General features: G+C 46.5%; 24 protein-coding genes. 4 read left to right on the top strand and 20 right to left on the bottom strand.

Annotated features, from left to right (window positions below):
• Nucleotides 1-37: 37 nt before the first annotated feature.
• The 9 genes from C6G87_RS08835 to C6G87_RS05315 all read right to left on the bottom strand — a co-directional run bounded on the left by C6G87_RS08835 (nt 38) and on the right by C6G87_RS05315 (nt 7,072).
• Complete coding sequence (locus C6G87_RS08835) at nt 38-760, bottom strand: tetratricopeptide repeat protein (protein ID WP_104752495.1); 723 nt, start codon at nt 758-760, stop codon at nt 38-40.
• Nucleotides 761-994 (bottom strand): hypothetical protein, encoded by a 234-nt coding sequence (locus C6G87_RS05350; protein ID WP_104752494.1) that lies wholly within the window; start codon nt 992-994, stop codon nt 761-763.
• A complete protein-coding gene (locus C6G87_RS05345) occupies nt 988-1,728 on the bottom strand; it encodes an HrgA protein (RefSeq protein ID WP_104752493.1) in 741 nt (246 codons plus the stop codon). Before C6G87_RS05345 ends, C6G87_RS05350 begins: the two co-directional genes overlap by 7 nt.
• Before the next feature lie 17 nt (nt 1,729-1,745).
• Nucleotides 1,746-2,603, bottom strand: coding sequence for an SEL1-like repeat protein (locus tag C6G87_RS05340; protein WP_104752492.1), 858 nt, complete (start codon nt 2,601-2,603; stop codon nt 1,746-1,748).
• 44 nt (nt 2,604-2,647) lie between these two features.
• Nucleotides 2,648-3,613 (bottom strand): tetratricopeptide repeat protein, encoded by a 966-nt coding sequence (locus C6G87_RS05335; RefSeq protein ID WP_104752491.1) that lies wholly within the window; start codon nt 3,611-3,613, stop codon nt 2,648-2,650.
• 15 nt (nt 3,614-3,628) lie between these two features.
• Entirely contained in the window at nt 3,629-4,336 is a 708-nt protein-coding gene (locus C6G87_RS05330) for a tetratricopeptide repeat protein (protein WP_104752490.1), read from the bottom strand.
• A 203-nt stretch (nt 4,337-4,539) separates the two neighbouring features.
• A complete protein-coding gene (locus C6G87_RS05325) occupies nt 4,540-5,388 on the bottom strand; it encodes a hypothetical protein (RefSeq protein ID WP_104752489.1) in 849 nt (282 codons plus the stop codon).
• Between the two features lie 9 nt (nt 5,389-5,397).
• Nucleotides 5,398-6,420 carry a uroporphyrinogen decarboxylase gene (gene hemE / locus C6G87_RS05320; protein ID WP_104752488.1) on the bottom strand — a complete coding sequence of 341 codons (1,023 nt, stop codon included), beginning with the start codon at nt 6,418-6,420 and terminating at the stop codon, nt 5,398-5,400.
• A complete protein-coding gene (locus C6G87_RS05315; protein WP_104752487.1) occupies nt 6,407-7,072 on the bottom strand; it encodes a 3-methyladenine DNA glycosylase in 666 nt (221 codons plus the stop codon). Before C6G87_RS05315 ends, hemE begins: the two co-directional genes overlap by 14 nt.
• A gap of 412 nt (nt 7,073-7,484) precedes the next feature.
• Between C6G87_RS05315 and C6G87_RS05310 the strand changes: the two genes are divergently transcribed.
• Nucleotides 7,485-7,997: a flagellar FLiS export co-chaperone gene (locus C6G87_RS05310; RefSeq protein WP_104752486.1), complete on the top strand. Its 513-nt coding sequence runs from the start codon at nt 7,485-7,487 to the stop codon at nt 7,995-7,997.
• 140 nt (nt 7,998-8,137) lie between these two features.
• On the opposite strand, the gene C6G87_RS05305 is transcribed toward C6G87_RS05310, so the two are convergent.
• Nucleotides 8,138-9,142 (bottom strand): DNA adenine methylase, encoded by a 1,005-nt coding sequence (locus C6G87_RS05305; RefSeq protein ID WP_104752485.1) that lies wholly within the window; start codon nt 9,140-9,142, stop codon nt 8,138-8,140.
• Nucleotides 9,143-9,336: 194 nt separating this feature from the next.
• Here C6G87_RS05305 and C6G87_RS05300 point away from each other — a divergent pair, with 194 nt between their 5' ends.
• Nucleotides 9,337-10,794, top strand: coding sequence for a DASS family sodium-coupled anion symporter (locus C6G87_RS05300; protein ID WP_104752484.1), 1,458 nt, complete (start codon nt 9,337-9,339; stop codon nt 10,792-10,794).
• 194 nt (nt 10,795-10,988) lie between these two features.
• Complete coding sequence (locus tag C6G87_RS05295) at nt 10,989-12,302, top strand: NCS2 family permease (RefSeq protein ID WP_104752483.1); 1,314 nt, start codon at nt 10,989-10,991, stop codon at nt 12,300-12,302.
• A gap of 568 nt (nt 12,303-12,870) precedes the next feature.
• On the opposite strand, the gene rimO is transcribed toward C6G87_RS05295, so the two are convergent.
• The 3 genes from rimO to C6G87_RS05280 are packed head-to-tail and all read right to left on the bottom strand — an operon-like array spanning nt 12,871 to nt 15,756.
• On the bottom strand, nt 12,871-14,172 hold the full coding sequence (gene rimO, locus C6G87_RS05290; RefSeq protein WP_104752482.1) for a 30S ribosomal protein S12 methylthiotransferase RimO: 1,302 nt from the start codon (nt 14,170-14,172) through the stop codon (nt 12,871-12,873).
• Nucleotides 14,162-14,629, bottom strand: coding sequence for a phosphoribosyltransferase (locus C6G87_RS05285; protein ID WP_104752481.1), 468 nt, complete (start codon nt 14,627-14,629; stop codon nt 14,162-14,164). Before C6G87_RS05285 ends, rimO begins: the two co-directional genes overlap by 11 nt.
• A gap of 8 nt (nt 14,630-14,637) precedes the next feature.
• On the bottom strand, nt 14,638-15,756 hold the full coding sequence (locus C6G87_RS05280; RefSeq protein WP_104752503.1) for a pyridoxal-phosphate-dependent aminotransferase family protein: 1,119 nt from the start codon (nt 15,754-15,756) through the stop codon (nt 14,638-14,640).
• A gap of 71 nt (nt 15,757-15,827) precedes the next feature.
• On the opposite strand from C6G87_RS05280, the gene C6G87_RS05275 reads away from it, so the two are divergent.
• Nucleotides 15,828-16,271, top strand: a complete 444-nt coding sequence (locus C6G87_RS05275) for a hypothetical protein (RefSeq protein ID WP_104752480.1) — start codon at nt 15,828-15,830, stop codon at nt 16,269-16,271.
• Here the strand turns inward: C6G87_RS05275 and ffh are convergent, their stop codons facing one another.
• From ffh to C6G87_RS05240, 7 genes are read right to left on the bottom strand one after another with little or no spacing between them, the layout of a single operon-like run.
• A complete protein-coding gene (ffh, locus tag C6G87_RS05270; RefSeq protein ID WP_104752479.1) occupies nt 16,272-17,600 on the bottom strand; it encodes a signal recognition particle protein in 1,329 nt (442 codons plus the stop codon).
• Nucleotides 17,593-20,184 (bottom strand): valine--tRNA ligase, encoded by a 2,592-nt coding sequence (locus C6G87_RS05265; protein WP_104752478.1) that lies wholly within the window; start codon nt 20,182-20,184, stop codon nt 17,593-17,595. Before C6G87_RS05265 ends, ffh begins: the two co-directional genes overlap by 8 nt.
• Nucleotides 20,184-20,903, bottom strand: a complete 720-nt coding sequence (locus C6G87_RS05260) for a TerB family tellurite resistance protein (RefSeq protein WP_104752477.1) — start codon at nt 20,901-20,903, stop codon at nt 20,184-20,186. The genes C6G87_RS05265 and C6G87_RS05260 overlap by 1 nt, the downstream gene beginning before the upstream one ends.
• Nucleotides 20,904-20,912: 9 nt before the next feature.
• Nucleotides 20,913-21,230, bottom strand: a complete 318-nt coding sequence (locus tag C6G87_RS05255; RefSeq protein WP_104752476.1) for a hypothetical protein — start codon at nt 21,228-21,230, stop codon at nt 20,913-20,915.
• Between the two features lie 9 nt (nt 21,231-21,239).
• Nucleotides 21,240-22,739, bottom strand: a complete 1,500-nt coding sequence (locus C6G87_RS05250) for a DUF5644 domain-containing protein (RefSeq protein WP_104752475.1) — start codon at nt 22,737-22,739, stop codon at nt 21,240-21,242.
• Nucleotides 22,736-23,206 (bottom strand): hypothetical protein, encoded by a 471-nt coding sequence (locus C6G87_RS05245; protein WP_233709025.1) that lies wholly within the window; start codon nt 23,204-23,206, stop codon nt 22,736-22,738. Before C6G87_RS05245 ends, C6G87_RS05250 begins: the two co-directional genes overlap by 4 nt.
• Complete coding sequence (locus C6G87_RS05240; RefSeq protein WP_104752474.1) at nt 23,203-24,993, bottom strand: M3 family oligoendopeptidase; 1,791 nt, start codon at nt 24,991-24,993, stop codon at nt 23,203-23,205. The genes C6G87_RS05245 and C6G87_RS05240 overlap by 4 nt, the downstream gene beginning before the upstream one ends.

Here is a 24,993-nt window from a genome sequence, read left to right as displayed (position 1 = left end):
GAAAGGGGGGTGGGGCTTAAATCTTGCGCCCTTATTATCAATTCCTTGCTCTTTGTTGTTCTAAAAGATGCCTGTAATGTGCATAATGTTTCTCATCTTTGAGGGCTTTATAGGCATTGGCTAGGTTTTCTAATAAAATGGCTGTGTAGCTTGCCTGTTCTTTAATCGCTAGGCTTTGTTGATAAAATTTAATGGCTTCTTGGTAGTGTTTCTTTTTATAAGCACATTGCCCGGCCATGTAAGAACTAAAGGCAGGGCGGTATTTGATTTGGGCAAGCCAAATAAAACGCTCTTGGGCTTTTTTGTAGTTTTGCTGTGTGAAGAGATCCATCGCATCGTGAAAGGCTTGTTGCCGGTGGTTGTAATCTTTGCTAAAGGACACAGCTTTTTCTTGGTGTGGCTTAAGACTTGGAGAAAAAAGACCTGCTAGCAGAACACACCCAAAAAGAATAACAACAATCACTGATGTGATGCGGTAGTGCCGCAATGAGAAACGCAAAAGCCAAAAGAGACCATAGAATAAACCCAATACAAGAAAGATAAAACCTGCAAGCTCATTCCCAGATTGCGTCTCCTCCTTAACATTTCCATCCACCACATAGCCATACATATCAAGTTGGCAAACCCGATTGCCCCGCCTCACAAAGACGGCATCGCTCGTGTAGCGCACCAATTCCCCAGATTTACTAAAAAGCTCCTCGCCATTTTCATCGTAGGCACACACCTTGCCTCCCCTTTGCACGACATTATTAATCGCCATTTATAACTCTGTGGGGGCTTGTTGCAGGATCTCCATACTGATATAATTTTGCAATGCCGCTTTGTCTAGCACGCTATCAAAGGCTTGAAAGTTGGTTTGCTCACTCATGTGCGCCTTAATCGCCTCGTGATAGAGAGTCAAAGCGTTTAAGAAGTCTTTAAAATCGGGGCTATTTTGAGACAATTCGCCCAACATGGCGTGATCTAAATTTTCTTTAAATTTGGCGTTTAACAACACTTGGCTTTTTGCATGTCTTGCACATTGAGCAAGACAACCCCAATGCCAAAGCTGGTGTGCAAGCGTTTGAGCAAGTCCATTAAATTATTGTCTGCTGTGTTGATTTTCTCCACCACCAAGTAACCCTCGTGCGCCCAAGAGCTGTTGCTAATGGCTTGGAAGTAATATTCTCTGCAATGGCTTAAATCCATCTCCTTTTTGAGCTCAAAAGAAAAGAGTTCCAAGGGCAAATTGCCAAAGTTTTCTACAAATTGGCGCAAGGTGGGCTCAAAGTTTTGGTAGGTAAAGCTTGCCCCCACCATGTCCGGATAAAGCCAAGAGTTTTTACCCTTTGTGCCCTTTAAGGCTTTTTCGTGGTAAATGGTCTTGGTGTGTGCGCCCCATTTGGTGTAAGCAAAGTGGGCTAGCAAAGGGTGTAATAAGCGTTCGTGGTGGCGTTCTGTTTTGCTAGAAGTTTGGCTTGTTGCCTGCGCCTCTAGCGCATTGGGCGCGTATTCTTTTAGGGCAATAGTGATGGGGCGTTGTGAAACCTGCACAAAGGGCAGGGTTTCTTTGTTCTTTAAAGCCAACCACACGGGGTAATAAGTCCCATCTTCTGCTGTGCTAAACATCTGGCTAATCTTGCCTGCGCTGTAAAGTTCCTGTGCCCTGCTATAAAGCGCATGGATGGACACGGGGGCTTTTGCCTCTTTGAGCACGGCTAGGACAATGTCTAGGTAGTCTTTTTTCATCTCTTAGCCCCCGTTGTTCATTTGCTTAAAAGCGTGCAGGCTTGCTCATAGCCTAGATCGCAGGCTTTTTTGTAGTATGTTTGGGCTTTTTGTGCATCTTTAGGCACGCCTAAACCCCTTGCATAGAGCGAGCCTAGTCCGGCATAGCCAGCATCCCCTGCTTTTTTATAAAGTTCTAAGGCTTTGGCGAAGTTTTGGCGGAAGGCGTGCCCGCCCTCATAGAGTGAGCCCAAACCAGCGTAGCCTCTTGTATCGCCCGCGTTGATGGCACGCCTGTAGTATGTAATCGCACCCAAGTAGTCGCGCACCATCCCTAAACCTTGCTGAGAGGCAAGAGCCAAAGAATAATACCCTGCCTCTCCAGCCTTTTTGTAATACTTGATGGCTTTGCTATAATCTTGTTTCACCCCATAGCCATTTTTGTATAACTTGCCCATGCCCGCATAACCTGCAATGTCTCCTAACTTGGCAGCTTGTTGGTAAAACTCCATAGCCTTTGCATAATCTTGTTTCACCCCCCGCCCATTTTGATAGAAGTTAGCTAGACGCGCATAAGCCAAGGCGCTCCCCTTTTGGATAGCTTTTTGGTAGTATTGAATGGCTTTAGCATCATCTTGTTTGACCCCATGCCCCATCTCATACATTTGTCCGATATAAAACCAACCATCACCCTTCCCCAAAGAGGCCGCTTTTTGGTAATACTCGATCGCTTTTGTTGGGCTTTTAGGCACGCCTTTGCCCTCAAGGTATAAGGAGGCCATGCTATAGTAGCCCAAAGCATTGCCCGTTTGCATGCCTCTTTTATAGTAGTTGATCGCCTCTTGGTAGTCTTGGGCTACCCCCTTGCCATCTTTATACATGTTGCCCAGCTCCACATAACCCCAAGAACTGCCCTTATCTGTAGCCTTTTGAAAGTATTCTAGGGCTTGTTGGGCACTTTTTTCCCCTGCACCCCTATATACAACAACCCGATATGGACATAACCATCCGGATCGCCTGCATTAGCAACCTCTTGGTAAAGCTTAAGGGCGTTTTCATAATCTTGCCCATCTTGGTATTTCTTAGCCTCGGCGTTTAAGAGTCCAATGAGATCTTTTTTGGACTCTTGATCCCCCGCTTTAGCCCCCTCTTTGTAATAGAATTGGGCTTGGCTAATATCTTGCTCAACCCCATAGCCCCCCTTTTCAAAAATAGAGCCTAACATGCGGTTTGCTTCTCGAGCTACCTCTTTATTATCGCTTGTGCTTACTTGCTTCAAATAGTCCATAGCTTGGGCATAATCCTTTTTCACCCCCAAGCCCTCAAAATACAAATGTCCTATTTGCACATATGCCCCCAATGCCATATTCCCCTTGTTGTCTGTCTTGCCTTTTTGATAATACTCCATCGCCTTGGCATAATCCTTTTTCACCCCCAAGCCATATTCATACATAACTCCCAATTCCACAAGCCCTGCAACATTCCACTTTAGCGAGGCTTTTTCAAAGTATTTAAACGCCTTGTGGTAGTCTTTGGCAACCCCCAATCCACTGCTATACATAGTCCCCAACTGAATCATCGCAGCATCATCGCCCTTGTCTGCAGCCTTTTGGTAGGCTTCTAGGGCTTTTTTGTATTGTTTGGCTTGTTGATACAAGTTTCCCAAATCTGTATAAGCGGTGTAAATCCCCGCTTGCGCAGCCACTTTAAAACATGCGATAGCATCTTGTGTGCTCAATCCAAGATTAGACAATCCTGTAGATACGGCACCGCGCATTGTCCCATAAGCAAAATAACCCGCACCGGGCATTTTGACACCACATTCTTGCGGATCAAACTGCTTTGCCCCCAAAACACCCGCTCCCAACCCCAAAACACAAGCCGCAAACTTCATTTTTGTTTTCATCTATTCTCCTTTACCTTATTGACCGATGACATCCAAGACTTGGCAAGCCTGTTTGACATTGCCTTTGCATGCAATGTTTAAATGTTCCCGGGCTTTGTCGCCATTTTCGGGCACACCGATCCCATTGATATACATGATCGCTAAAGTCAAATGGGCGGGCATGTTTTGCCCTTGAATGGCTAAGTTAGCGTATTCTAAGGCTTTTTTAGTGTCTTGCTTTGTACCTGCGCCAAAGGCATACATATGCGCTAACCTAGCGTATGCGCCAACAACTTTTTTGCTAGCGGCTTGGGTGTAATAGTCAAAGGCTTTGGCATCATCTTGCGCCACGCCCTGAGCACTAAAGTACATATCTCCTAGTGCCACCAGCGCATCAGCATTACCCCCCTTGATGGCTTCTTGCAAGTCTGTTAGGGCCTTGTCATAGCTATAGTCTTCATAGCCCGCTTGGTTTGGATTTGCTAGGTATGATGCGGCGCGTTCGTAGGCTAATTGCGTTTGTATAGACTGCCTTTGTGCTTGTAAAGACTGCCTTGCCTGTTGCCGTTGTTTGGCCTCTTGGACTTTCCTTGATTGTTGCCACTCTTGGCGTTTTTTTTGCAAAATTTGATTGGGCGTTTCTTGGGGTTGTGAATTCCCCAACAACCCCCCCAAGCACCCACTTAGCATAGGGGCTAATAAACACCCACCCAGCACAACAGAACATGATTTAAAGATTTTCATAAGAGCCCCCCAAGCATGAGGGCTAAACAAGCAAGAGAATTAGAGAGAGTTACCCTCCCCTCGCACAAAACCAGCGAAGTTGGACATGGCGATCCTTTTTTATAGAAATAGAAAGGCTATTCTAGGGAGATAAAAATAAAGAGTGGCTTAAGGAGCGCGCAACTAGCCCCTTGATTGGGGGCTTGAAACCCTGCGCGCGGAGCTTAGCCCAAATTGTTAAGATTGGCGATCAAATTGTATAAAAACCAGCTATCTCCATTGTAGAACACTTGGGGCTTGGCGTTTGCGCCCTCTTTGTGCACGCTAATGCCATCCTCATAGGGGCTTATGGACACCAGTTTAGCAAAGGGGATGCGCACGCTTTTTGCCTTTCCGCCAAAGTAAAGATTCTTCGTGGTGATGGCAAGTACGCCTGTGTCCACATATTGTAATTGATCCTCTTGAATTCTGCGTCCCTTAAAGGCCCCCACGCGGTAATATACCCCCTTCATAATGCGTACACTCACTCCCTGAGAGCCCCCCACATAGCGGCTTGTAGTTTTGGTTTCATAATACGCCACGCCCTGTTCTACCCAAATGAGTTTTTCGCCCTTTTGAAACACAAAGGGCAGGGGGTCGCCCATCAAGTTAAGGCATTGGGGTAGTACCCCCTCCATCACTTGGCGCAAGATATAGGCTTGCATGAGGCGTGTATAATATCCCCATTTGTCTAATATTTCTTGTGAGAGTTGAAAAAAGGCAACGAGAGCTTTAATCCTCTCTTCTTCATCCACGCTTAAAAGACCATCTTCTAAGGCTGTTTCAATGGCACGCCCCACCCCTTTAGCGATCAAATCCTGTTGTAAAGAGGGATCGATAAACGCGCTTGTGGCGCGTTGGTTTAAAGAGTTACGCAGCGTTTCTAACTCTTGGGGGGCGGTTTTATGTTGTTGATAAGCCTCTTGGATAGCTAGTTGGATTTGCTCTTGTGCCTGTGTGTGCTTTTGCAAACATTCTTTATGTTGTTTGCGCAAAAAACCCGCTGGCTGGGCGCAAAATTCACAAATCCCCATGCGCCCCCCTTAACGCCGACTTTTTTGACGCACCAAAGAGACCAACTCGATCGCGTGCGCGCGGGGCAGGTCTGCAAGCATGCCATGCCCCAAGTTGAAAATAAAACCCGGGTCCTTGCCCATTGTGTTTAAAATGCGCGCCACCCCCTGAATCATCGCCTCTTGGTTATAAAGCCTTGCGGGTTCTAAATTGCCCTGCAAGACATAGCGATCGCCCAAAATCTCTTTAGCCATAGCTAAAGGTGTGCCCCAATCACAGCCAAAGACCTCAAATTCTCCGCTCAAATGCGCCAAATACGCCCCCACGCCCTTAGGGAAGACAATTAGGGGGATATTAGGGTGTTTGGCTTTGAGCGCATGGGTGATTTTTTGGATATAAGCCCAACCAAATGTTAAATACGCCTCTAACTCCAGCGCGCCCGCCCACGAATCAAAAATCATCAAGGCATTTGCCCCCGCTTCTATCTGTTTAGACAAATAGGCGATCAACTCGCTAGTGAGTTTTTCTAACAAAGCATGCACTATTTCAGGCTGACTATAGAGCATTTTTTTAGAGTGGTGGTAAGTCTTACTTCCCTGCCCCTCTATCATGTAAGTTGCCAAAGTCCAAGGTGCGCCACTAAAGCCAATCAAGGCTTTATCTTTATCTAGTCTAGCACGCACACTTGTGAGTGTGTCGTAGACATAAGTCAGTCGCTTATAAGCGTGGGAATACAAGGCTTTTACTTGCTCTAGAGTGCGTACCGTCTCGAGGAATCGAGGTCCTATTTGAGGCGCAAATTCTAGGGGTAGCCCCATTGCATGAGGCAATACAAGGATATCGCTAAAAAGAATGGCTGCATCCACATTGAGAATTTCTACCGGCTGCAAAGTGATCGCACTAGCTAAGTGCACGTCAGAGCAGAGCGCTAAGAAATCTTTAGCTTGTTTTCTAAGTTCTTGATATTCGCTAAGATAACGCCCCGCTTGGCGCATGAGCCAAATAGGGGTGTAGGGGGTTTGTTTTCTAAAGCACGCGTCAATAAAGATCATGATAGCCCTTCAAATGAGAATTAAGGTTAATTTTAGCACGCATGCACGCAACAATCTTGCCATGAAAGCGTGCGTAAATACTTGCTAGATCGAGCTGATGGTTATAGAGAGATAGAGTTTGATCCCGATCAGCTTCTATGCCATGCATGAAAAACTCTTGCAAAGACGAGTAATCGGGTAGGTCTAGTCCTAGAGATTTGAGCAATTGATAGGTGTATCTATCCACCACCATGACAGGTCTTAAACAGGCGTAATTTAAGATTGCATCGGCACTTTCAAACCCTATTCCCTTTTGGACTAATAGCCAAGTACGGCTCACTTCTTTTTGAAAGATTTCGAACGTGTTAAAATCTTGCAAGATATGCTGGCTTAAAAGTGTTATATAACGCGCCTTTTGGCGATGAAATCCGCTGGGTTTGATGCAAGACTCTAAAATATCCAGATCAATATGAGCTAGGGAATGCAAGTTTAGTGCACTGGCTGATTTGAGATTTTCTAGAGACTTATGTGCCTGTTCAAAGCGGGTATTTTGGGTTAAAATCGCCCCTACAACTACCTCAAAGCTTCCTGCTCCTGGCCACCACAAAGGTGGGGCATTTTTAAGTAAATTAAGAGTTTTAAGTGCGCGCAAAATCTCTAAACTAGTTAACATCTAATAAGATACCAACACCATGCTCATCGAAGACATCGCCCTTATAAGTTTTATTGCGGTGAACCACCCCCCTAAAGAGAGGAGCTTCTCAACTAACAGAAACTAGCGTTTCTGAACTCGAAAGGCTTTGCTATTTATAGTCCGCAAAACTAGTTTCTAACCCAAAAGACTTACAGACCCACTGATGGGTGAAGATTAGTCGCTAACCCGTCATCGTGCTTAATTTTAGTGGCTAGAATGAGCGCACCCAAACCACTCAGGTTTGCACTAATTTCGTTTACCTATTGCGAGGGTAGCCTTTCTTTTCTTAGTGTGCGCTTTAATACAACTTAAGTTGTCATTATACATGGATATTCATGTTACATGGGAATAAAAAATGCTTGTCTTGAGTATCTTGTTACAAGGATAGGTCATGAGAGAGAACATGCTAGAGGTCTTTAAAAAGCACTTAGGGGATATTGACCCGGCCGATCTAGGTATCTTGGATACCCAGCAAAAAGCGCGTAAGATACAACATTTTAACCGCGAGATCAAGGGCTTGAATGAGAGTATTGGGGCGTTGCAAACATTGCAGGTTGCTTGTCAAAAGTTACTCAAATTTGAATCGGGCGCGCATGAAGGAATACAAGATATAGTGCTCAAGGCACGTTTTAAAGAACAGGAACTTTTTGGAGGGTGTTTGCATATTCTCTTGGATTCTCAAGAACCTTTGCGCGTGGAAGTGCCCAATCCCTTAGAAGTTCTGAAGTCTGAAGGGCTAGAAAAAATGCGTGCTGTATTAGAAGAAGGTTTAACTAGTATCAAGAGCGCGCTTTTAAGTATCCAAGAGAGCGTAGCTAGCAAGCAAGTGTTCCAAAAACCTCCCACGCTCAACACACCCCACTTTGATAAAGGCGCGCTTTTAGCCATGAAGAAAACCTCTTGACATACTCCCCATAACTAAAGCTAGTGAATTCTAACTTTAGCGGAGATCGCGGCTTCAAACGGGATAGCCCCGTTTGGAGTCTTAGTTCCCTATCCCAGAGGGTAATGGGGAGTGCGTCAAAAAAAATCAGCAGGGGATTTTTAGTACTTTTCTAAAATATGGAGGTATTCTGTTGTTTTTTTTTGAGTTTGAGGGCGTTTGGTATCGGCTTTAAAGCGTTTGTATTGTTGACTCGCAAGGGAATATTTGCCATGCCGGTTAAAGATTTTTTGGATTTGCTCTAAGGGCAATAACCCTTCATTGTTATAGCTCAAAAAGATGAAACGGGCTTTTGCACTTTTGAGTATATCCTCTAATGCGCCAGCCACCATTTTTCTTTGACACCATACGGATTTTTCATAAGGTCTCAGACCTGTTTTACCTTGAGGTATAAAGTCATCATAGAGAGCAATAGAATTTAATAAATGGTAATTCGCACCATATTCTCTAGCATTATAGGGAGGGTCTAAGTAAAGAATATCGCTAGAAACATGTCTAAGCAAAGTTTGCGCATCGCTTTGAAAAGCGTGATGAGCGTGGGGGCTTAGAAGCAAAGAAACGGGATGTAAGATAAAATCCTGTTGCGCGCTTTTTTTAAGTTTTTTTAAAAACGCTCCATAAAGTGAGGCGGTGTTAGCAACTTTATCGCTAGATTCTAACAGAGAAGCTAGTAAAAAATAAAACTCCTGCTCGCTAATTCTCTTCTGTGCTTGCCATTGGTTAAGCTGTAAACGAATCGCATCGATTTTCATAGCATTCGTATCGCTGAAGTATTGTCGCCCCGCCCCGCCCCCAAGTGCATAGTGCGTGTAAATCTTACCTTTAAAGGGAGGTATTGTGTTTAAAATTTCTATCAACTGAGGCACGCGTGGCAATGGGTTAGAGTTTTCTATATAGTGCTTGGCAAGTACGAAACTATAAAATTCTCTATCATTGCTCAATACTTGTTGTACTTTGTCTTTAAAGAGTTTGCCTACTGCACAAGTACCTGCAAAGAGATCCAAAAAACGACATTCTTGAAGTGCAACCCCTCTACTCCGCACAACTTTTTCGATATGGTTAAATAAAAAAGAGGACAAACGCACCTTAGAACCGATGTAATTCATATACCGATAACTGCACTTTATGATTCTTTCTTGTCTTTTATACTTACAATTATAATAAAGCGCGCTTATTTCTTGCCATGCCACTTCTTATATGTCTATTTTATATTTTATGTTCAAGGCATATAAGTGAGATAGAATAGAGGCTTCTGACTTTCAGGGTCTTGATTCAAAATTATGTATTCTAGGAGCTTTAGATGGTAAAACTATTGGTAGCTTGGAGGTATCTTTTGCCCCTAGGCATGGTATTGGGACTTTATATTTTGCCGACACCCGCTGGATTATCTGATTTGGCTTGGCTCTATTTTAGTGTCTTTATGGGCATGGTTTTGGGTATGATTCTTGAGCCGATCCCTGCAAGTTTAGTAGCTGTTATTAGCATTGTCGTTTGTGTAGTTTTACGCATTGGACCTAGCACTCAGCATGTAAGTGCAGGAGCTGCTATCACTTGGGGTTTAAGTGGTTTTGCTAATAAAACGGTGTGGCTTGTCTTTATTGCCTTCATGTTAGGTTTAGGTTATGAAAAAAGCGGTTTAGGTAGGCGCATAGCCCTATGGCTTATTCGTCTACTAGGTAAAACGACTTTAGGTCTGGGTTATGCTGTGGCATTAGCAGATTTGGTATTAGCTCCTTTTATTCCTTCCAATTCAGCGCGAAGCGGTGGAATTCTATACCCAATTGTATCTAACATTCCGCCCTTAGTGGGCAGTTTTCCTGACAAAGAACCGCATAAAATTGGCACTTATCTAATTTGGACAGGTTTAGCCACTACTTGCATTACTTCTTCTATGTTTTTCACTGCTCTAGCCCCCAATCTTTTAGCAATGGAAAGCGCCTTTAAAAGTCATGGTATCGAAATTTCATGGGTAGGTTGGTTTTTGGCATTTTTGCCTGCAGGCATTACGCTCTTTTTGCTCACACCCTATCTTGCCTACAAAGTTTGTAAACCTACACTCAAAGGCTCTAAAGATGCTTGCATTTGGGCTAAACAAGAACTTAACAAAATGGGCACAATGGGACAGAAAGAATACTTGATGCTAGGCTTGAGCGTCTTTACATTGATACTTTGGATAGGAGGCAAACACTTAAATATACAAGCCACCACCACCGCCTTACTCTCTATGGTGCTCATGGTGCTTTTTGGCATCATTAAGTGGAAAGATGTCGTTTCTAACCATGCAGCGTTTAATATTTTTTTCCTTTTTGGGGGACTCATTACATTGGCTAGTGGTCTTAAAAGTGTGGGCTTTTTGGAATATATAGGTCATCTCGCCCAATCCTCCATGACACATCTTGGACTCTCAGGTACAACGATGGTATGCGTGCTCATTGCTGGATTTTACCTTTCGCATTATTTATTTGCTAGTGTTACCGCGCATGTAAGTGCACTTTTGGTGCTTTTCATGAGTATGGGTGCGGGTGTGATGGGCGTAGAACTTAAAGAGCTCGCGCTGCTCTTAATGCTTACTTTGGGAATTATGGGGATTCTTACCCCCTATGGCACAGGTCCATCTTTAGTATGGTATGGGAGCAATTATATTAAAAGTGCGGAATTTTGGAAATATGGGTTGCTTTTTGGATTGCTCAACTTGAGCCTCTTTTTATCTCTATGTGTGCCATGGATAAAATTTATTGCTTTCCGATGGTTAGGTTAATCTAAATCCTTGATTTGCGCAGCAACATTCTTAACCTACTCATAGGCATAAAGGCACTCGTTAGTGTTTTGCGCTATAATTACACTTGGTGTCAGCGCTTGGTTTTGCTTAAGAGTGTACTTCTCGTAAGTGCTCGATTCTGCAAGTGCTTCTGTTTCTCCGCACATATATTTAACTCCTGAAGGAATGACTCCGTGCTAGCCCGTTTAGAATGTTTTTTTGGATTTCACACGCGTCAAACTAATTGGCGCACCGAGTTCATCGCTGGACTTACAACGTTTATCACCATGTCCTATATTATTATCGTTAACCCTGCTATTTTGCAAAAAGCGGGTATGGACTTTGATGGGGTTTTCATGGCAACTATTTTGGCATCAGTGCTAGGCACTCTTATCATGGGTGTTATGGCAAACTATCCTATCGCTATTGCCCCCGGCATGGGTATGAACGCATATTTTAGTTTTGTAATTGTACTTGGAATGGGTATTTCTTGGCAAAGCGCTTTGGGCAGTGTCTTTTTAGCTTCACTCATCTTTTTACTCCTGTCATTGACTGGTTTTAGAGAATCTTTGATCAATGCTATTCCACAATCTTTAAAGGCAGGAATCACAGCAGGCATTGGGCTTTTTATCGCTTTTATTGGCATGCAAAATGCCCATTTGATTGTGGCATCTCCAGCCACTCTAGTTACTCTAGGTAATTTTGCCCATCCTATCGCCTACATGTCCTTATTGGGTTTGTTTATCACTTTAATATTGATGGTCAATCGCATCAAGGCAGCAATCTTTCTAGGACTTGTGATCACTACCCTACTCTCCATTGCCTTAGGGCATGTCCAGCTTCCCGATCATCTCTTTGAGCTTCCTCACCATATCGACAGCACTTTTTTTAAGCTAGAGATCCTGAGTGCTTTTAAGCCAAACTTAGGTGCAGTGGTTTTTACTTTCTTTTTGGTGATGCTCTTCGACACTACGGCAACCATGATTGGCATTGCTGAACAGGCGGGGTTACTCCAAGATGGGCGCTTTCCTAACGCCAAAAGTGCGCTTTGCGCAGACGCGATAGCCAGTACTTTAGGCGTGCTTGCAGGCACTTCACCTACCTCCGCCTATATTGAATCTGGAGCGGGTGTGAGCGTGGGGGGACGCACAGGGGCTACATGTCTTGTGGTCGCTTTCTTGCTCGCTAGCATGCTCTTTTTAGCGCCTTTAGCCAAAGTGCTAGCTAGTGTGCCTGCTATTACCGCTCCCGCTCTTATTGTGGTAGGCTTTTTGATGATGGGTAATTTAAACCAAATTGACTGGCGCGACCTAGAGGAAGCTTTGCCTGCTTTTTTTGTGCTTTTTTGGATTCCGCTTTCTTATAGCATTACTAATGGTGTAGGTGCGGGACTTATCACCTACCCATTAATCAAAATCTGTTGTGGGAAATTTAGAGAAGTCCACCCGCTTCTCTATCTCTTTATGGTGCTTTTCATCGTGCAATTTATTCTAGATGCTAAGCTTTAATACGATTTTGGCAGAAATCCCACGCAGCAAATGCGATGCGTTTGTTTTAACCGATGAAATGAACGCTGTTAATTTGTAGCATAATGCCCATATACATTCGTATCTAGCGCAAGAAGTGCGCGAAGTTACGCCTTTGTGTCAGATTGATGTGTGAGACAAGCTGGCAAGGGCAGAATGCCCGTAACCGTTCGCAGTAACTGGCGCAACGGGGATAAGCATACTGCTTACCCTGGCTTGTCTGTGAAATCCCTACTTGCTATAGAGACACAGAGCGAGAACCAACAAACGCGGTGCGCTTATTCCCTACGGGCAACATCGGTCTAGGAAGCCCGAATATCTTTAGCATTTGGGCACTTTACCGACCGCGCCGTAAAGTTTAGCTATGGGGATATAAGGCTAGCATTGGCATGGCTCTAACACCTAGGTCGCAATCAAGGGGTAATACCCTTGGAGTTGGGGCATCAACCTTTGGAACAGGGAACATAAGACTCCCAACGGAGCTGTCCTGTTTGGAGCCACGATCTCCGCTGAAGTTAGAATCCCCTAACTTTAGTTATGGGAGAGTATGTCAAGCGATAATCTTACCTAGCAAAATATCGTTCTCGTAAGTGTGGCAGATGGCGCGGTAGTGTCCGTGTTGCACCTTGTCTAGCGCGCTCTCATTGATGAGAATCTCCCCATCAATTTCTAAACCCCATCGCCTATCGCGCGCGCGCAAAAAGAGCCCATCCTCACTCAAGCCCTCTACAATGACTTCAATGGGTTGGTGCAAGAGTTTTTGCATGGACGCTTGGACCTGCTTTTGCACGCAGGCGTTGATGGTGTCTAGGCGTTGGTTGATCAGCCTATCAGGCAAAGAGGGCATGTGATAGGCGCGCGTGTTCTCTTCTGGGCTAAAGGCAAAGAGATTGATGCGATCAAAACTAAAGCTTTCTAAAAACTCTTGCAAGATCGCCATGTCCTCTTCGCTCTCACCTGGATGCCCTAGCAATAGCGTGGTGCGCAAAAAGCTCTCCGGGACGCTTTTCATGTGGGTCAAGAGTTTTAGATGGGCTTGGGTATTGGAGTTGCGGCGCATGGTTTTGAGCATGGCGTTGGAGATATGCTGGATGGGCATGTCAAAGTAATTGGCAAAAATGCGCGAATGTGCGATGGTGTCTATGAGGGCTAGAGTGGTGGTGCTAGGATAGAGATAGAAGATGCGCGCGCTCTCTATGGCTTGCTGGGCATCAATGGCTTTAATGAGAGAAATGAGCCCGTCTTTAACCCCCTGATCGCGCAGATAGGAGCTCGAATCCTGGGCGATAAAGCTAATATCGCTAAAGCCCTGTTTGGCAAGATCTTCTACTTCTTTCAAAATCTGGGCAATTTGCTTGCTTTGCAAAGCTCCCTTGAAGCTAGGGATCGCACAAAAACTGCATTGTTGGTTACACCCCTCTGAGAGCTTGACATAGGCATGCACCTTAGAGCCCGTGATGACGCGCGCATTTTGCGCGCCTGCCAAAAACACGCTAGAAGAAAACGCGCTCTGCTTGGCTTTGATGAGTTGATCGATGCGATCATAATCCCCCACGCCCGTAAAAATGTCTATTTCGGGCAATTGCGCTTGCAACTCTTCTTGATAGCGTTGAGTCAAACACCCACTAGCCACCACCAACGCGCCTTCTTTGCGCGCGCTAATGGCTTCTAACAAAACCTGTATGCTCTCCTGTTTGGCAGAAGTGATAAACCCACAGGTGTTCACGATGATCACATCGGCTTGGCTAATCTCTTGGGTGAGCTCATAATGGGCTAGTTTGCCCAACATCACCTCACTATCCACCAAATTTTTAGAACAGCCCAAAGAGATCAAATAGAGTTTAGGGCGCAAGAGAACCTCCTTGTAAATCCACTTCCCAAAAAAAATCAATCCAAGAGCGCGCTTCTTTGAGCACAAAATCGGCTTGAAAACGCGCGCTTTTTTGGGCAAAGAGCACCGCGCTTTTAAAGCACACCTGCGGGTATTGTGCTTGCAAGACCTCCATCACGCCCTTAAAACTCTTCCCGCTGTCCACGATCTCATCTACAATGAGCACCTGTTGGTGCTGGGGTTTCAAGCAGGGTACATGCGCGATCTCTAGTGCGCTCTGTGTGCGCTCTGTGCTATAAGAACTCGCGTTGATCCCATAGACCGCCTTAATATCCCAGTACAGCCCTAGAAAGTGCGCCAAAGTCATGCCCCCTCTTAAAATCGCGATGATGGCTTGGGGCTTGAATTGCTCTTCTACTTGTTTGGCTAGGGCTAGCACATCTTGCTTAAAATCGCTATAGCCATAATACTGAGTCATGATCCTCCCTAGTAGTAATGCTGCATAAAGGCGCGCATTGCTTCGCCCTCAAAACGCGCCCGCAAGCCCAAATCCACCAAACTCTGTTCTAGGGCGTTGAGCACCCATGCGATCTCGTGTACGGCAATGATCCCCATATGGTTAATGCGCAAGAGCAGGTCTTTGAGATGATCCTGCCCCCCTGCCACCACCACGCCATAGGTTTTCAAGCGCTTTCTGATCTCTAGGGCGCGTTCATGGTAAATCGTGCTCATGCTCAATGCCGGATTCTTGGGGTAAATTGACAAGCCTAACGCCTTGAGCGCGTGCGCGCTAGCTAGCGCGCGCTGGGCGGTGTTGGCAAAGAGGGCTTTAAAGCCCCCCAATTCAGCAACGCATGTAAAGTAAGTTTGCAAAGCCATCACATGCGAAATGCCTGCGGTAAAAGCGGTGGTGTTGTGTTGCTGTTTTTGCAATTCTAAGGCTAGGTTGAAATAATACCCATGGGGGCGCAGTTGGCAAAGAGCATGCGCGCTCAGACCCATAAAGCTCAAACCCACCGGCAACATAAACGCCTTTTGACTCCCCCCAATCAACACATCTACATGGGAGACTTCTAAGGGTTCTACGCCTAAGGCGGTGATCGCATCCACAATCACTAGAAAATTAGGATCATGCCCCTTGAGAGCCGCGCTAATCCCCTCAAAATCCAAACGCAAACCCCCAGAAGATTCGCACACCTGCAAGGCGATCGCCTCTAAACTGGGGTGCGCTTGCACGAAAGCCAACACCTCTTGGGCGCTAATGGGGGTGTCCCAAGGGCTTTTGATCTCTAGGTAGTTGATGTGGTGCGCCTGAGCGATTTTAACAAAGCGTTCTCCAAATTTGCCATTGTTGAGCACTAAGAGCTTGGGTTCATGGCTATGGGCGCTCACAAAGGTACACAAACTCGCCTCCATCGCGCCCGTCCCGCTGCTCACCAAACTAACCACCTCTTGCATGCCCATCATCTCTTTGAGTTGCGCGCGCACTTGCCCAAAGGCTTGTTCAAATTCCTGAGTGCGGTGGTGTGGGGCGGGCTGGCTTAGAGTACGCGCAATTTGGGGCGCAATGGGGGTAGGGCCGGGGGTGAATAGTAGGGGTTGCAAAATGTCCTCTCGTGTCAAAATAAACCAAATTATACTACAAAAGGGTGTATAATGCGCCAAAAAGGCATGCCATGCGCGCTCTGTTTGCCCTTTTAGTGCTATTACCTCTGTATGCTCAGCCCCTCATCTCGGATATTAAGAACACAATTCACGAAATGGCAATCCAGCAAGCTAGCGTGCACCAAAACATCAGCATTCTTAACGATCGTCTCAGTAATCTAGTTTTAGACATCCGTGCCCACAAAGTGCAAGTAAGTAGCGCTGTGCGCGCACGCACTCTAGAAGTCTTCAAAGGGAGCGCGACGCTCTTTAGAGTACTGCAAGATTATTATGTGCACAACGACGCACTATTTGACTATTTGGGGGGTATTTTGCAGGGTTACCAATCCATCGCCAAGGACATGCAGCGTACGCCCCCCTTACATGACCTCATGCCCTTGATGCGCGAAATCTTAAAACAGCTGCAAATGATTGTTGCCTTAGAGAGGCAAATTAACATCTTATTGGAGCAATAGCTAAGACTTGCTCCCCTGCTGCAGGACATGCAAGAAATTGGACACGCCACTTTTGGAAGTGAGTTTTTTGGCAATTTGACTCACTTGCTCAAAACGCTTTAAAATACGATTCACTTCAGCCACTTCCAAGCCCGCCCCCTGTGCGATGCGTTTTTTACGGCTACCATTGAGCAAATTAGGATCCTCGCGCTCTTTAGCAGTCATAGAAGAAAGCATGGCTTTAATCTTCTTAAGTTCGATAGAGCTTTCTAAATCCGTCCCTTTAAGCGCGCTCGCAATCCCATTAAGTCCGGGCAACATGGAAACAAGGGAGCTGATCGATCCTAGTTTTTTAAGTTTTTCAATTTGGGCAACAAAATCGTTCAGAGTAAACTGCCCCTTCTTAAGTTTTTTAGACAAATCCTTAGCTTCTTTGGGGTCTATCACACTGGTTGTTTTTTCTACCAAAGTGATAATATCCCCCGCTCCCATCAATCTATTGGTGATGCGCTCGGGCACAAAGACATCTAAATCCGGGATTTTCTCTCCATGCCCGATAAAGCGCAAGGGGAGTTTGAGCTGGTAGGCGATGCCTAAGGCGACCCCACCCTTGCTATCGCTATCAAATTTGCTCAAAATCACCCCGCTAATGCCTATCTGCTCATGAAAAGTGCTTGCAGATCGCACTCCATCCTGCCCACTGAGCGCATCTGCGACATAAAAGACCTCATGGGGCTGGAGTAATTCTTTTAAGGCTTTGAGCTCCTCCATCAAGGGCTTATCAATGGCTAAACGCCCCGCGCTATCTACAATCATCACATCAAATTGTCCCTCTAGCGCGCGCGCTAAGGCCCCCTTGGCAATGTGCAACACCCCCCCCTCTTGGTGAAACACTTCTACCTCCACCTGCGCGCCCAACACCTGTAATTGCTCCACAGCGGCTAGGCGTTCTAGATCGCATGCCACTAACAAGACCTTCTTTTGGCGGGTCTTGAGATAGTGGGCGAGTTTGCCACAGGTGGTGGTTTTACCCCCCCCTTGCAAGCCACACATCAGCACGATCGTAGGGGGTTTAGAAGCATAAACAAACCCGCTACCACTCCCAGGCACGCTCAAAATTTCTAGCAAACTCTCTTGCAGGGAGTCTAAAAATTGCTGTTTGCCAATGCCCTTGTTTAGAGTTTTCTCTTTGATCTGGGCGATGAGTTCTTTAACGACCTTGTGGTGTACATCGTTGCGCAAGAGCGATTTTTTCAGTGCGTCTAGGGCTTTTTCTAGTGCCTGTTGATCGTCTCGAAAACGGATTTTATTGAGGGCATTTTTAAACGATTCGCTTAACGCTTCAAACATGATCATCCTTTGCGCTCTCTAAAAGTGTGAGCTCGTTTTGTATTTGGGATTCTTTTTGGGCGATCTCTTGGGCGCGCGCGCGCAAATTCTCTAGCAACGCCTGAGGGGCTTTGGCTAAAAATTGTGGGTTGTCCAAATTGAGTTTGGCTTTTTCTTTCTCTAATTTGCCTAATTGCGCTTTGAGGCGCTCTTGCAACGCGCGCACATCCACTCCCTTTAAGCTCACATGCACGCTCACCCATTGCCCCACATCGCTTAGAGCCCCCTGGGGTTTGTTTTGCACCATTGCCACACAATCGATCTTAGTGAGTTTGGCGATGAAGCCTAGGGCTTGCGAGTCTAAAGAGAGCGGGCTTTGTATAAAGCCCTTTGGCAGGCGCGCGATGCCCAACAAGACTTTCAAACGCCTAAAAGCCGTACAGCCCTCTTTGATGGCTTCAAACACCTTTTCTAACTCCAAATCGCGTTCTGTATTCTTAGGATAGGGGGCTAGCATGATGGAGGGGGCGTTTTCTAAAGAAGTGCCCTCTAGGTGGTGGTAAAGGTATTCGCTCACAAAGGGCATGAAAGGGTGTAGGAGCTTGAGCGCGTCCTTAAAGACAGCGATGAGTGCGTGGATGGTAGCGCTTTGCTGATCTGCTTTGAGAAACTCTAACATCCAATCGCAGAACTCCCCCCATAAAAAGCGATACAGCAGGCGGGCTGCATCGTTGAAACGATAACTCTCTAGGGCTTGGCGCACTTCTTTGGTGGTGGCATGTAATCTAGAGCGCGCATAAGCCCCTAACATGCTCTCCCCGGCTTGTGTGCCCAATTCTTGGGCGCGCTTGGAGAGTAGGAGCGTGGCGTTGTAGAGTTTGTGGGTGAAGTGGCGCGCTTGCTCAATGCTTTCTTTAGAAAGGAGCAGATCGCGCCCCTGCACACTGAGCATGGCTAGGGCAAAGCGCAAACTATCCACCCCATCTTTAGCGATGATCTCTAGGGGGTCGAGCACATTTCCCTTACTCTTGCTCATCTTCTCACCCTTTTCATCGCGCACTAAGGCGTGCAGATAAATATCTTTAAAGGGCAAAGCCCCCAACAAGCTCTCCCCGGCTAAGAGCATGCGCGCCACCCAGAAAAATAAGATGTCAAACCCGGTAACCAACACGCTATTAGGGTAAAAATCTTGCAAATCGCGCGCGCTAAAGAGTTCTTCGGGCATGCCCTCTTGCCCCCAACCCAGAGTGCTAAAGGGCCACAACGCCGAGCTAAACCAAGTGTCTAGCACATCGGGGTCTTGGCTCAAGTGCAAATTGCCACATTGGGGGCAGTGGGTGGGATCGTCAATGCTGACAAATTGATGGTGGTTAGCGCAAGTAAAAACGGGGATGCGATGCCCCCACCAAAGTTGGCGGCTAATACACCAATCGCGCAACTGCTCCATCCACGCGTTGTAATTATTGCGCCAAGTGGAGGGGAAAAACTGCGCTAAACCCGCCTTGACTTTCTCAATCGCACCCTGCGCTACCTCTTTTTTGACAAACCATTGTTTGGAGATATAGGGTTCGATGGTGTTGTTACAACGATAACACTTGCCCACTTGGTGGGTGTGCGCTTCAATTTTTTCTATAAAGCCTTGCGCCTGCAGCACCTCTACAATAGCTGGGCGCGCTTTTAAGCGTTCTTGCCCGGCAAACTCTAGCGCATGCGTGTTCAAAATGCCATGGGTATCAAAGATCACCAAGGGTTCTAAATGGTGGCGTTTGCCCACTTCATAGTCATTAAAATCATGTGCGGAGGTTACTTTAACACAGCCTGTCCCAAAGTTAGGATCCACATAGGCATCGCCAATAATGGGGATAGAACGCCCGCTCAAGGGCAAAATTGCGCGCTGCCCGATGAGGTGCTGGTAGCGCGAATCTTCTGGATGCACCATCAAGGCGACGTCTCCAAAAAAGGTTTCTGGGCGCGTGGTCGCCACCACCACCACCCCACCCCGCTCTAAGCCATAGCGCAGATAATAGAGTTTGCCCTCTTCTTGGGCGTATTCTACTTCAATATCTGCTAGCGCGCCATCTTTGGTACACCAGTTGACCATGTAGAAATCCTGTACAATCAAGCCGCGTTCATACCATTCTTTAAACGCCACGCGTACAGCCCTTTGCAAGCCCGTGTCCATGGTGAAGCGCAAGCGACTCCATGCACAGCTCAAACCTAGCTCTTGCATTTGCGCGCCGATTTGGTGCGCGCAAGCTTGCTTCCACTCCCAAACCTTTTGCACAAATGCCTCACGCCCGATCTGCTCTTTGCGCACACCCTGAGCCAAGAGCTGTTTTTCTACGACATTTTGGGTGGCGATCCCGGCGTGATCTAAGCCGGGTTGGTATAGTACGCGATAGCCATCCATGCGCTTATAACGCGCTAAGATGTCTTGTAAACTCAAGGTGAGGGCATGCCCGATGTGCAAACGCCCGGTGATATTGGGCGGGGGCATCATCAGCGCAAAGGGCTGCCCCTGTGCGCCCACTTCAAAATAACCCCGCTCTTTACACAGCTGGTAATAACGCTTCTCTAAGCGCAGATCAAAGGGAGGGAAGTCCATTAGGATCCTTGTTGGTAAATCTCTTGGAGTTGCCACAACACGCTGAGGCGATGGGGCAGATAGCTTTTATGCCAACTCTTAGCGTCTAAAAAATTGAGATAATGTTGGGCAACCTGCGCTTGGAAGGCAGACGAATTAGGCATTTTGGCTAGGATCACATGGTAGGGCTTGTGCGCGCCTAGCGATTCAAAGCCCTCATAGAGCGCGTTAAAATCGGCGTTCTCCAAGCGCAAAAACGCGCCCACATCCAATAACATTTCTTTGCTTTGGGCTTCTAAAGAGCCCTGGGCGTAGGCGAGCACAAAGAGAAATTCTACTAATTTTAGGCGTTTCTTATACTCCCCATGCGCGGCCTCTAAGAATTGCGTACATAGGTTTTCTAGATCGGGCTTATTAGGGGTGTTGTAGAACTCTTGTAATTTCTCCAAAGCGATCCCGCTATTTTGGCTTAAATCCGTTAAAAACAGGGCGATCAAGGCTTCTTTGAGAGGACTACTAGGCATGTTGGCTGTGGCACGCCCTAGCAGGAGTGTTACCACCCCCGATTCGCTCTCTTTTAAGCTCTCCTCAGGGTTGGGCAAGGGATAAAGGTCCAAAGTCTCTGCCGATTCAGCATTGGGTGCGGGGGCGTGTAGGGGGTTTTTTAGATACTCTTGCAAGGTGTAGTACAAGTAGAGCAAAATCACCGCCACCGCCACTACTAAAATCACTTCTATCATCGCTTCACTTTAAAAGAATTTATGATCTGGTCGCTTGTGTTTTTCGCGTTGTTCTTTATAATCGCGCTCGGTCGCTGCTTGAGAGATGCGTTTTTTTTCTGCTCGTTCCTTATTCTTCAAATCACGCTTACGCTCGTAATTGCGTTGCAATTGCTGGATATAATCCTCGCGCTTTTCTGGAGATTGGAAGGTGATAGGCTTGAGCAACAAGAGCACTAACACAAAAACAAAGATGAGCAAGGAGAGCTCTGCAGATTCCTCACCATTAATCGCATACCAGCCCATGCTGAGTGCTATGGCGAAGAGAATCTTGAGCCCTAATTGCAACGCGCCCCCTTATAAAAAATTAAAGGGTTGTTGGTGCCCATGCAAGCCTAAAACTTGTGCATTGTCTTCACCCATACCTAGCAAAATTAATTGGGGCAGATAGAGCACGCTGGTGTTGTCGTGATCTCGGCTATACGCCTTAGAAGCCCTCTTGGCCATGGTGTCTAGCATGTGGAACTGACTGACTGAAGTGGTGAGCAAAAAGTCTACACCCAAGTCAATGGCTTCATAGCGCAATGCACCAAAGCGCTCTAGGGCTAGGGGAGCGTTGGTGTCTAATAGGTGAGTGATACTTTGTTTGGCAAATAAAGGAGTGTGGCAAGCCAAGCCCAAAGATTGGAAGAGCGCGTGGTAATTGCAATCTTCACAAGCAAAGAGCACGCTAGAAAAGCCGCTAAAAACACTACTGAGCGTGGGGATATTCTCCAACAAATAGGCGTTTAAATAGACTAAAGAGGCTTGTTGGTACTCTAAATGATAGGGGGCTAGGTGTTGGTTGACCTTTTCTCTGAGCGTCTCCTCTGTCAAGAGCTCTTGAGCATAGAGCGCGTTGGCATAGGCATCTTGATCGCATAAGAGCAAGGGCACGCCCATTTTTTGCGCCAAAGCCATGTTGTAGGCGTTCGCGCTTAAAAATTTCTCCAAATCTCCCAAACGCCCCCAATACCCTCCATCAAAACAACATTCTGCCTCCAATACACGCAAATTCAAGCGCGCTAACAACGCCTTAGCGCTCTGCAATAGGGGCGCGCTATTGTAGGTTTTTTCATAGCCATTGAAGAGCAAAAAATCCCCTTGAACTTGAGAGGTTTGAGGGGTTTTGAGCTGGTACTTGCTCTCTAAATTCTTGCCAATATGCGCCCATACATTGTTGGCAATGGGGCAATTAGAAGCCTGAATGAGCCATTTTTGCAAGTCATAAATTTCTTGCTCAATGCGATCGCTGGGCGGGTAGAGGTAGGGTTTGGGGCTGACAAAGTTCATCACGCCGTATTTGCTATCAGCAATGCTTTGCAAGAGGTCTTTAGAGCGGTGGGGGTAACGCCCCATCAACCACTTGACATACAAAAAGAAACCATCGCCATAATAGCCCTCATAGTAGCTAGGTTGGACAAAATTAATATTGGTGTATCTGGCTAATTCATGGCGTTCTTCTTGGGTGAGAAAGGGCGCGCTGTGTAAAAAGCGTTGGTAATCTTTCAAGATCGCCTCCTCGTCCATACACAAGTCATGGCGGGCGTATTTCAAGCTCAAGGGCTCGAGCACCCACTCCTTGCCAAATTGTGCGATCAAGTCTAGCACTCTAGCGTCTTCAAAAACCGCCACTTGGTTAAGGCGCACGCCCAAGTGCATGCGATCGTAGCTAAAATCTTGCAAAGGGATATGTGCCAGCACATCGCTTAGATGCCAATCTAGGGCGTATTCCACTTGGGCTAGCTGGTAAGAAGGATTATAATCCTTGCGCGCATCAAATCTAAAAACCTTGATCTGCAGCTTTAAAACACTCATTCTTTACCTTGTAAGGCGCGTAGGGCTTTTTGATTTCTAGGATCGGCTAGAAAAGCATCTTTAGAATCTTGGAGCTGTGCCTGTCCATCATCGCCAAAAATGCTTGTCGCGTCCGAGCGGTTGAAGAGCACCACATTGGAGTCGTTTTTATCTTTCACGATGATCTGTACAATGCCCTCTAGGGCAATGCTCACCGTGGTTTCAATATTGTCCCCCAAGCCCGCTTCAAAGCTAATTTCCTGACTCAAGCGGTGAATCTTCAAACTCTCAAAGGTGTAGCCCGCCAACACAAAGAGCACGAAATTTCCAAAACTCTCGAACAAATCGGGGGGCAAAAGGGGTTCAAAGCGCACCTTAGAGAGATCGCAAAACACGCTGAAATTCACGCGGTGGCTGTGCAGAAAGTGGAGATGTTCTAGGCAATGTTGGTTTGCCATAGCGTTATAACGCGCGGCTAAATTTCTCAAAGCAACGCCTCAAATTCAGATAACATTTTTTCCACCTCGCCCATGCCAATTTTCCAAAACTCTTTGTCTTGAATGTCTAGCCCAAACATGCCCACCAGCTCTTCAGGGCTTTGGCTACCCCCCTTGCTCAAAAAATTCGTGTAGGTTTCTACAAATGCCTTGCGCTCGGCTGGGGTGTTTTGCTGGCGGTAGAGCCCAAACAACGCCAACACCAGCAATTGCCCATAGCTATAGGCGTAACAATAAAAGGGGGAGTGGATGAAATGGGGGATATAGCTCCACCAGCGCGCGTAATTCTTGGTGAGCTTCAAACTCTTGCCAAACATCTTGGCGTTTTCTTCCTGCCAAATGGTGTCAAAATCCTGCGCCTTGAGCTCCTCTTGCGTGGCGTGGATGCGGCGCTCAAAATTGGTCATCACCACCTGCCTAAACATGGTCGAAAACATGTCCTCTAGTTTGCCCGCGTAAATGCCCCTTAACTCTTTTTTGTCCAAGTTCTTTTTCAAGCTCTCAAACAACAGCATTTCCCCAAAGACAGAGGCGGTTTCAGAAGTGGTCAGGGGGGTGTTGGTGTTAAGATAGCCCACGCTTTTACTGAGCTCTTGGTGAATCATGTGCCCAAATTCATGCGCAATTGTGAAGACAGAACGGCGGTTGTTGGTGAAATTGAGCAACACAAAGGGGTGCGCGCTGGGCACGGTGCTATCGCTGAATGCTCCGCCTCTCTTGCCCGCCCTAGGGTGCGAATCCACCCATCCGTGCGCAATGGCGTGTTCTACAATTTGGGCAAACTTGGGTGAGAAATCTCTATAGGCTTTCAACACCAAATCCAGCGCCTCTGAGTAACTCACAGGGCTTTCTTTAGTCTCTAAGGGGGCGTAGCGATCGTAGTCCTTGAGTTTGTAGCCTAAAATCTTGGATTTGATTTTGTAGTAGCGGTGCACTAAGGCGTAATTGTCATTGACAATCTCTAGCATGCTATCTACACTCGCTTGAGAAATTTGGTTAGAAAGGTGGCGGAAACTCTCCGGGCTTTCATAATGGCGCAATTTCGTATTGATGTGTAGGTCTTTGCGCACCATATTGAGCACATAGGTGAGCACCAACTCATTTTTCTTAAGAGCTTTGGTCAAAGCTTTTTGGGCTTTTTTGCGCAATTTGCGATCCGGATTGTGCAGTTCTGAAAGAATTTCTTCCTCACTGATGAGTTTGTCTTGAAAGGGAATTTTTAACGCGGTGAGGGTTTTATCAAAGAGTTTAGAGAAAGCCTCCACACCCACGCTAGAAGTGGCTAGCAACACCTTCTCTTCGGGCAAGCTCAACAGGTGGGACTTCTGTTTTAAGAGCACACGCAGGCTGTAGGCGTATTTGGGCGTGGCTTGGATCAATTCCTCTTGTTTTTGGCTTTCTAGGGCACAAAATTCGTTCTCGACAAACAAGAGATGTTGTGCCATGTCGCTACAAAGAAGCTGGTACTTAGAATACAGATCGCTTTTTTCCACATCGCAGGCAAAGATCAAAAACACATAAACCATCGCCCTAGAAATGCCCTCGCTCAACTCTTCGTAATCTTCCATCGCCTTTTTAAAACCGCCCGCTTCTAGCTGACTGAAGGCGTTGGCGTACTTTTTCTCATAGGCCTTGATTCGCTTGTCCAGATTGGCGATATGCTTATCGAGCTCTTCGACATCTTTGAACAGGGCACTCAAATCCCAGCGGTGTTCTAGGACCTCACTGACCTTAGGGGCTTGGGTGGGGGGTTTTTTGCTCACTTTAGCAGGACTCAT

Source organism: Helicobacter baculiformis (genome assembly GCF_900197685.1).
Taxonomy (GTDB): Bacteria; Campylobacterota; Campylobacteria; order Campylobacterales; family Helicobacteraceae; genus Helicobacter; species Helicobacter baculiformis.
The sequence above is the reverse complement of the archived record's forward strand: the minus strand, read 5'-3'. Positions and strand labels throughout refer to the sequence as shown.

Coding starts and splice junctions, on each gene's coding strand:
- C6G87_RS08835 (WP_104752495.1), bottom strand. CDS start 760: ATGGCGATTAATAATGTCGTGCAAAGGGGAGGCAAGGTGTGTGCCTAC.
- C6G87_RS05345 (WP_104752493.1), bottom strand. CDS start 1,728: ATGAAAAAAGACTACCTAGACATTGTCCTAGCCGTGCTCAAAGAGGCA.
- C6G87_RS05335 (WP_104752491.1), bottom strand. CDS start 3,613: ATGAAAACAAAAATGAAGTTTGCGGCTTGTGTTTTGGGGTTGGGAGCG.
- C6G87_RS05330 (WP_104752490.1), bottom strand. CDS start 4,336: ATGAAAATCTTTAAATCATGTTCTGTTGTGCTGGGTGGGTGTTTATTA.
- C6G87_RS05325 (WP_104752489.1), bottom strand. CDS start 5,388: ATGGGGATTTGTGAATTTTGCGCCCAGCCAGCGGGTTTTTTGCGCAAA.
- hemE (WP_104752488.1), bottom strand. CDS start 6,420: ATGATCTTTATTGACGCGTGCTTTAGAAAACAAACCCCCTACACCCCT.
- C6G87_RS05315 (WP_104752487.1), bottom strand. CDS start 7,072: ATGTTAACTAGTTTAGAGATTTTGCGCGCACTTAAAACTCTTAATTTA.
- C6G87_RS05310 (WP_104752486.1), top strand. CDS start 7,485: ATGAGAGAGAACATGCTAGAGGTCTTTAAAAAGCACTTAGGGGATATT.
- C6G87_RS05305 (WP_104752485.1), bottom strand. CDS start 9,142: ATGAATTACATCGGTTCTAAGGTGCGTTTGTCCTCTTTTTTATTTAAC.
- C6G87_RS05300 (WP_104752484.1), top strand. CDS start 9,337: ATGGTAAAACTATTGGTAGCTTGGAGGTATCTTTTGCCCCTAGGCATG.
- C6G87_RS05285 (WP_104752481.1), bottom strand. CDS start 14,629: ATGACTCAGTATTATGGCTATAGCGATTTTAAGCAAGATGTGCTAGCC.
- C6G87_RS05275 (WP_104752480.1), top strand. CDS start 15,828: ATGCGCGCTCTGTTTGCCCTTTTAGTGCTATTACCTCTGTATGCTCAG.
- ffh (WP_104752479.1), bottom strand. CDS start 17,600: ATGTTTGAAGCGTTAAGCGAATCGTTTAAAAATGCCCTCAATAAAATC.
- C6G87_RS05265 (WP_104752478.1), bottom strand. CDS start 20,184: ATGGACTTCCCTCCCTTTGATCTGCGCTTAGAGAAGCGTTATTACCAG.
- C6G87_RS05260 (WP_104752477.1), bottom strand. CDS start 20,903: ATGATAGAAGTGATTTTAGTAGTGGCGGTGGCGGTGATTTTGCTCTAC.
- C6G87_RS05250 (WP_104752475.1), bottom strand. CDS start 22,739: ATGAGTGTTTTAAAGCTGCAGATCAAGGTTTTTAGATTTGATGCGCGC.
- C6G87_RS05240 (WP_104752474.1), bottom strand. CDS start 24,993: ATGAGTCCTGCTAAAGTGAGCAAAAAACCCCCCACCCAAGCCCCTAAG.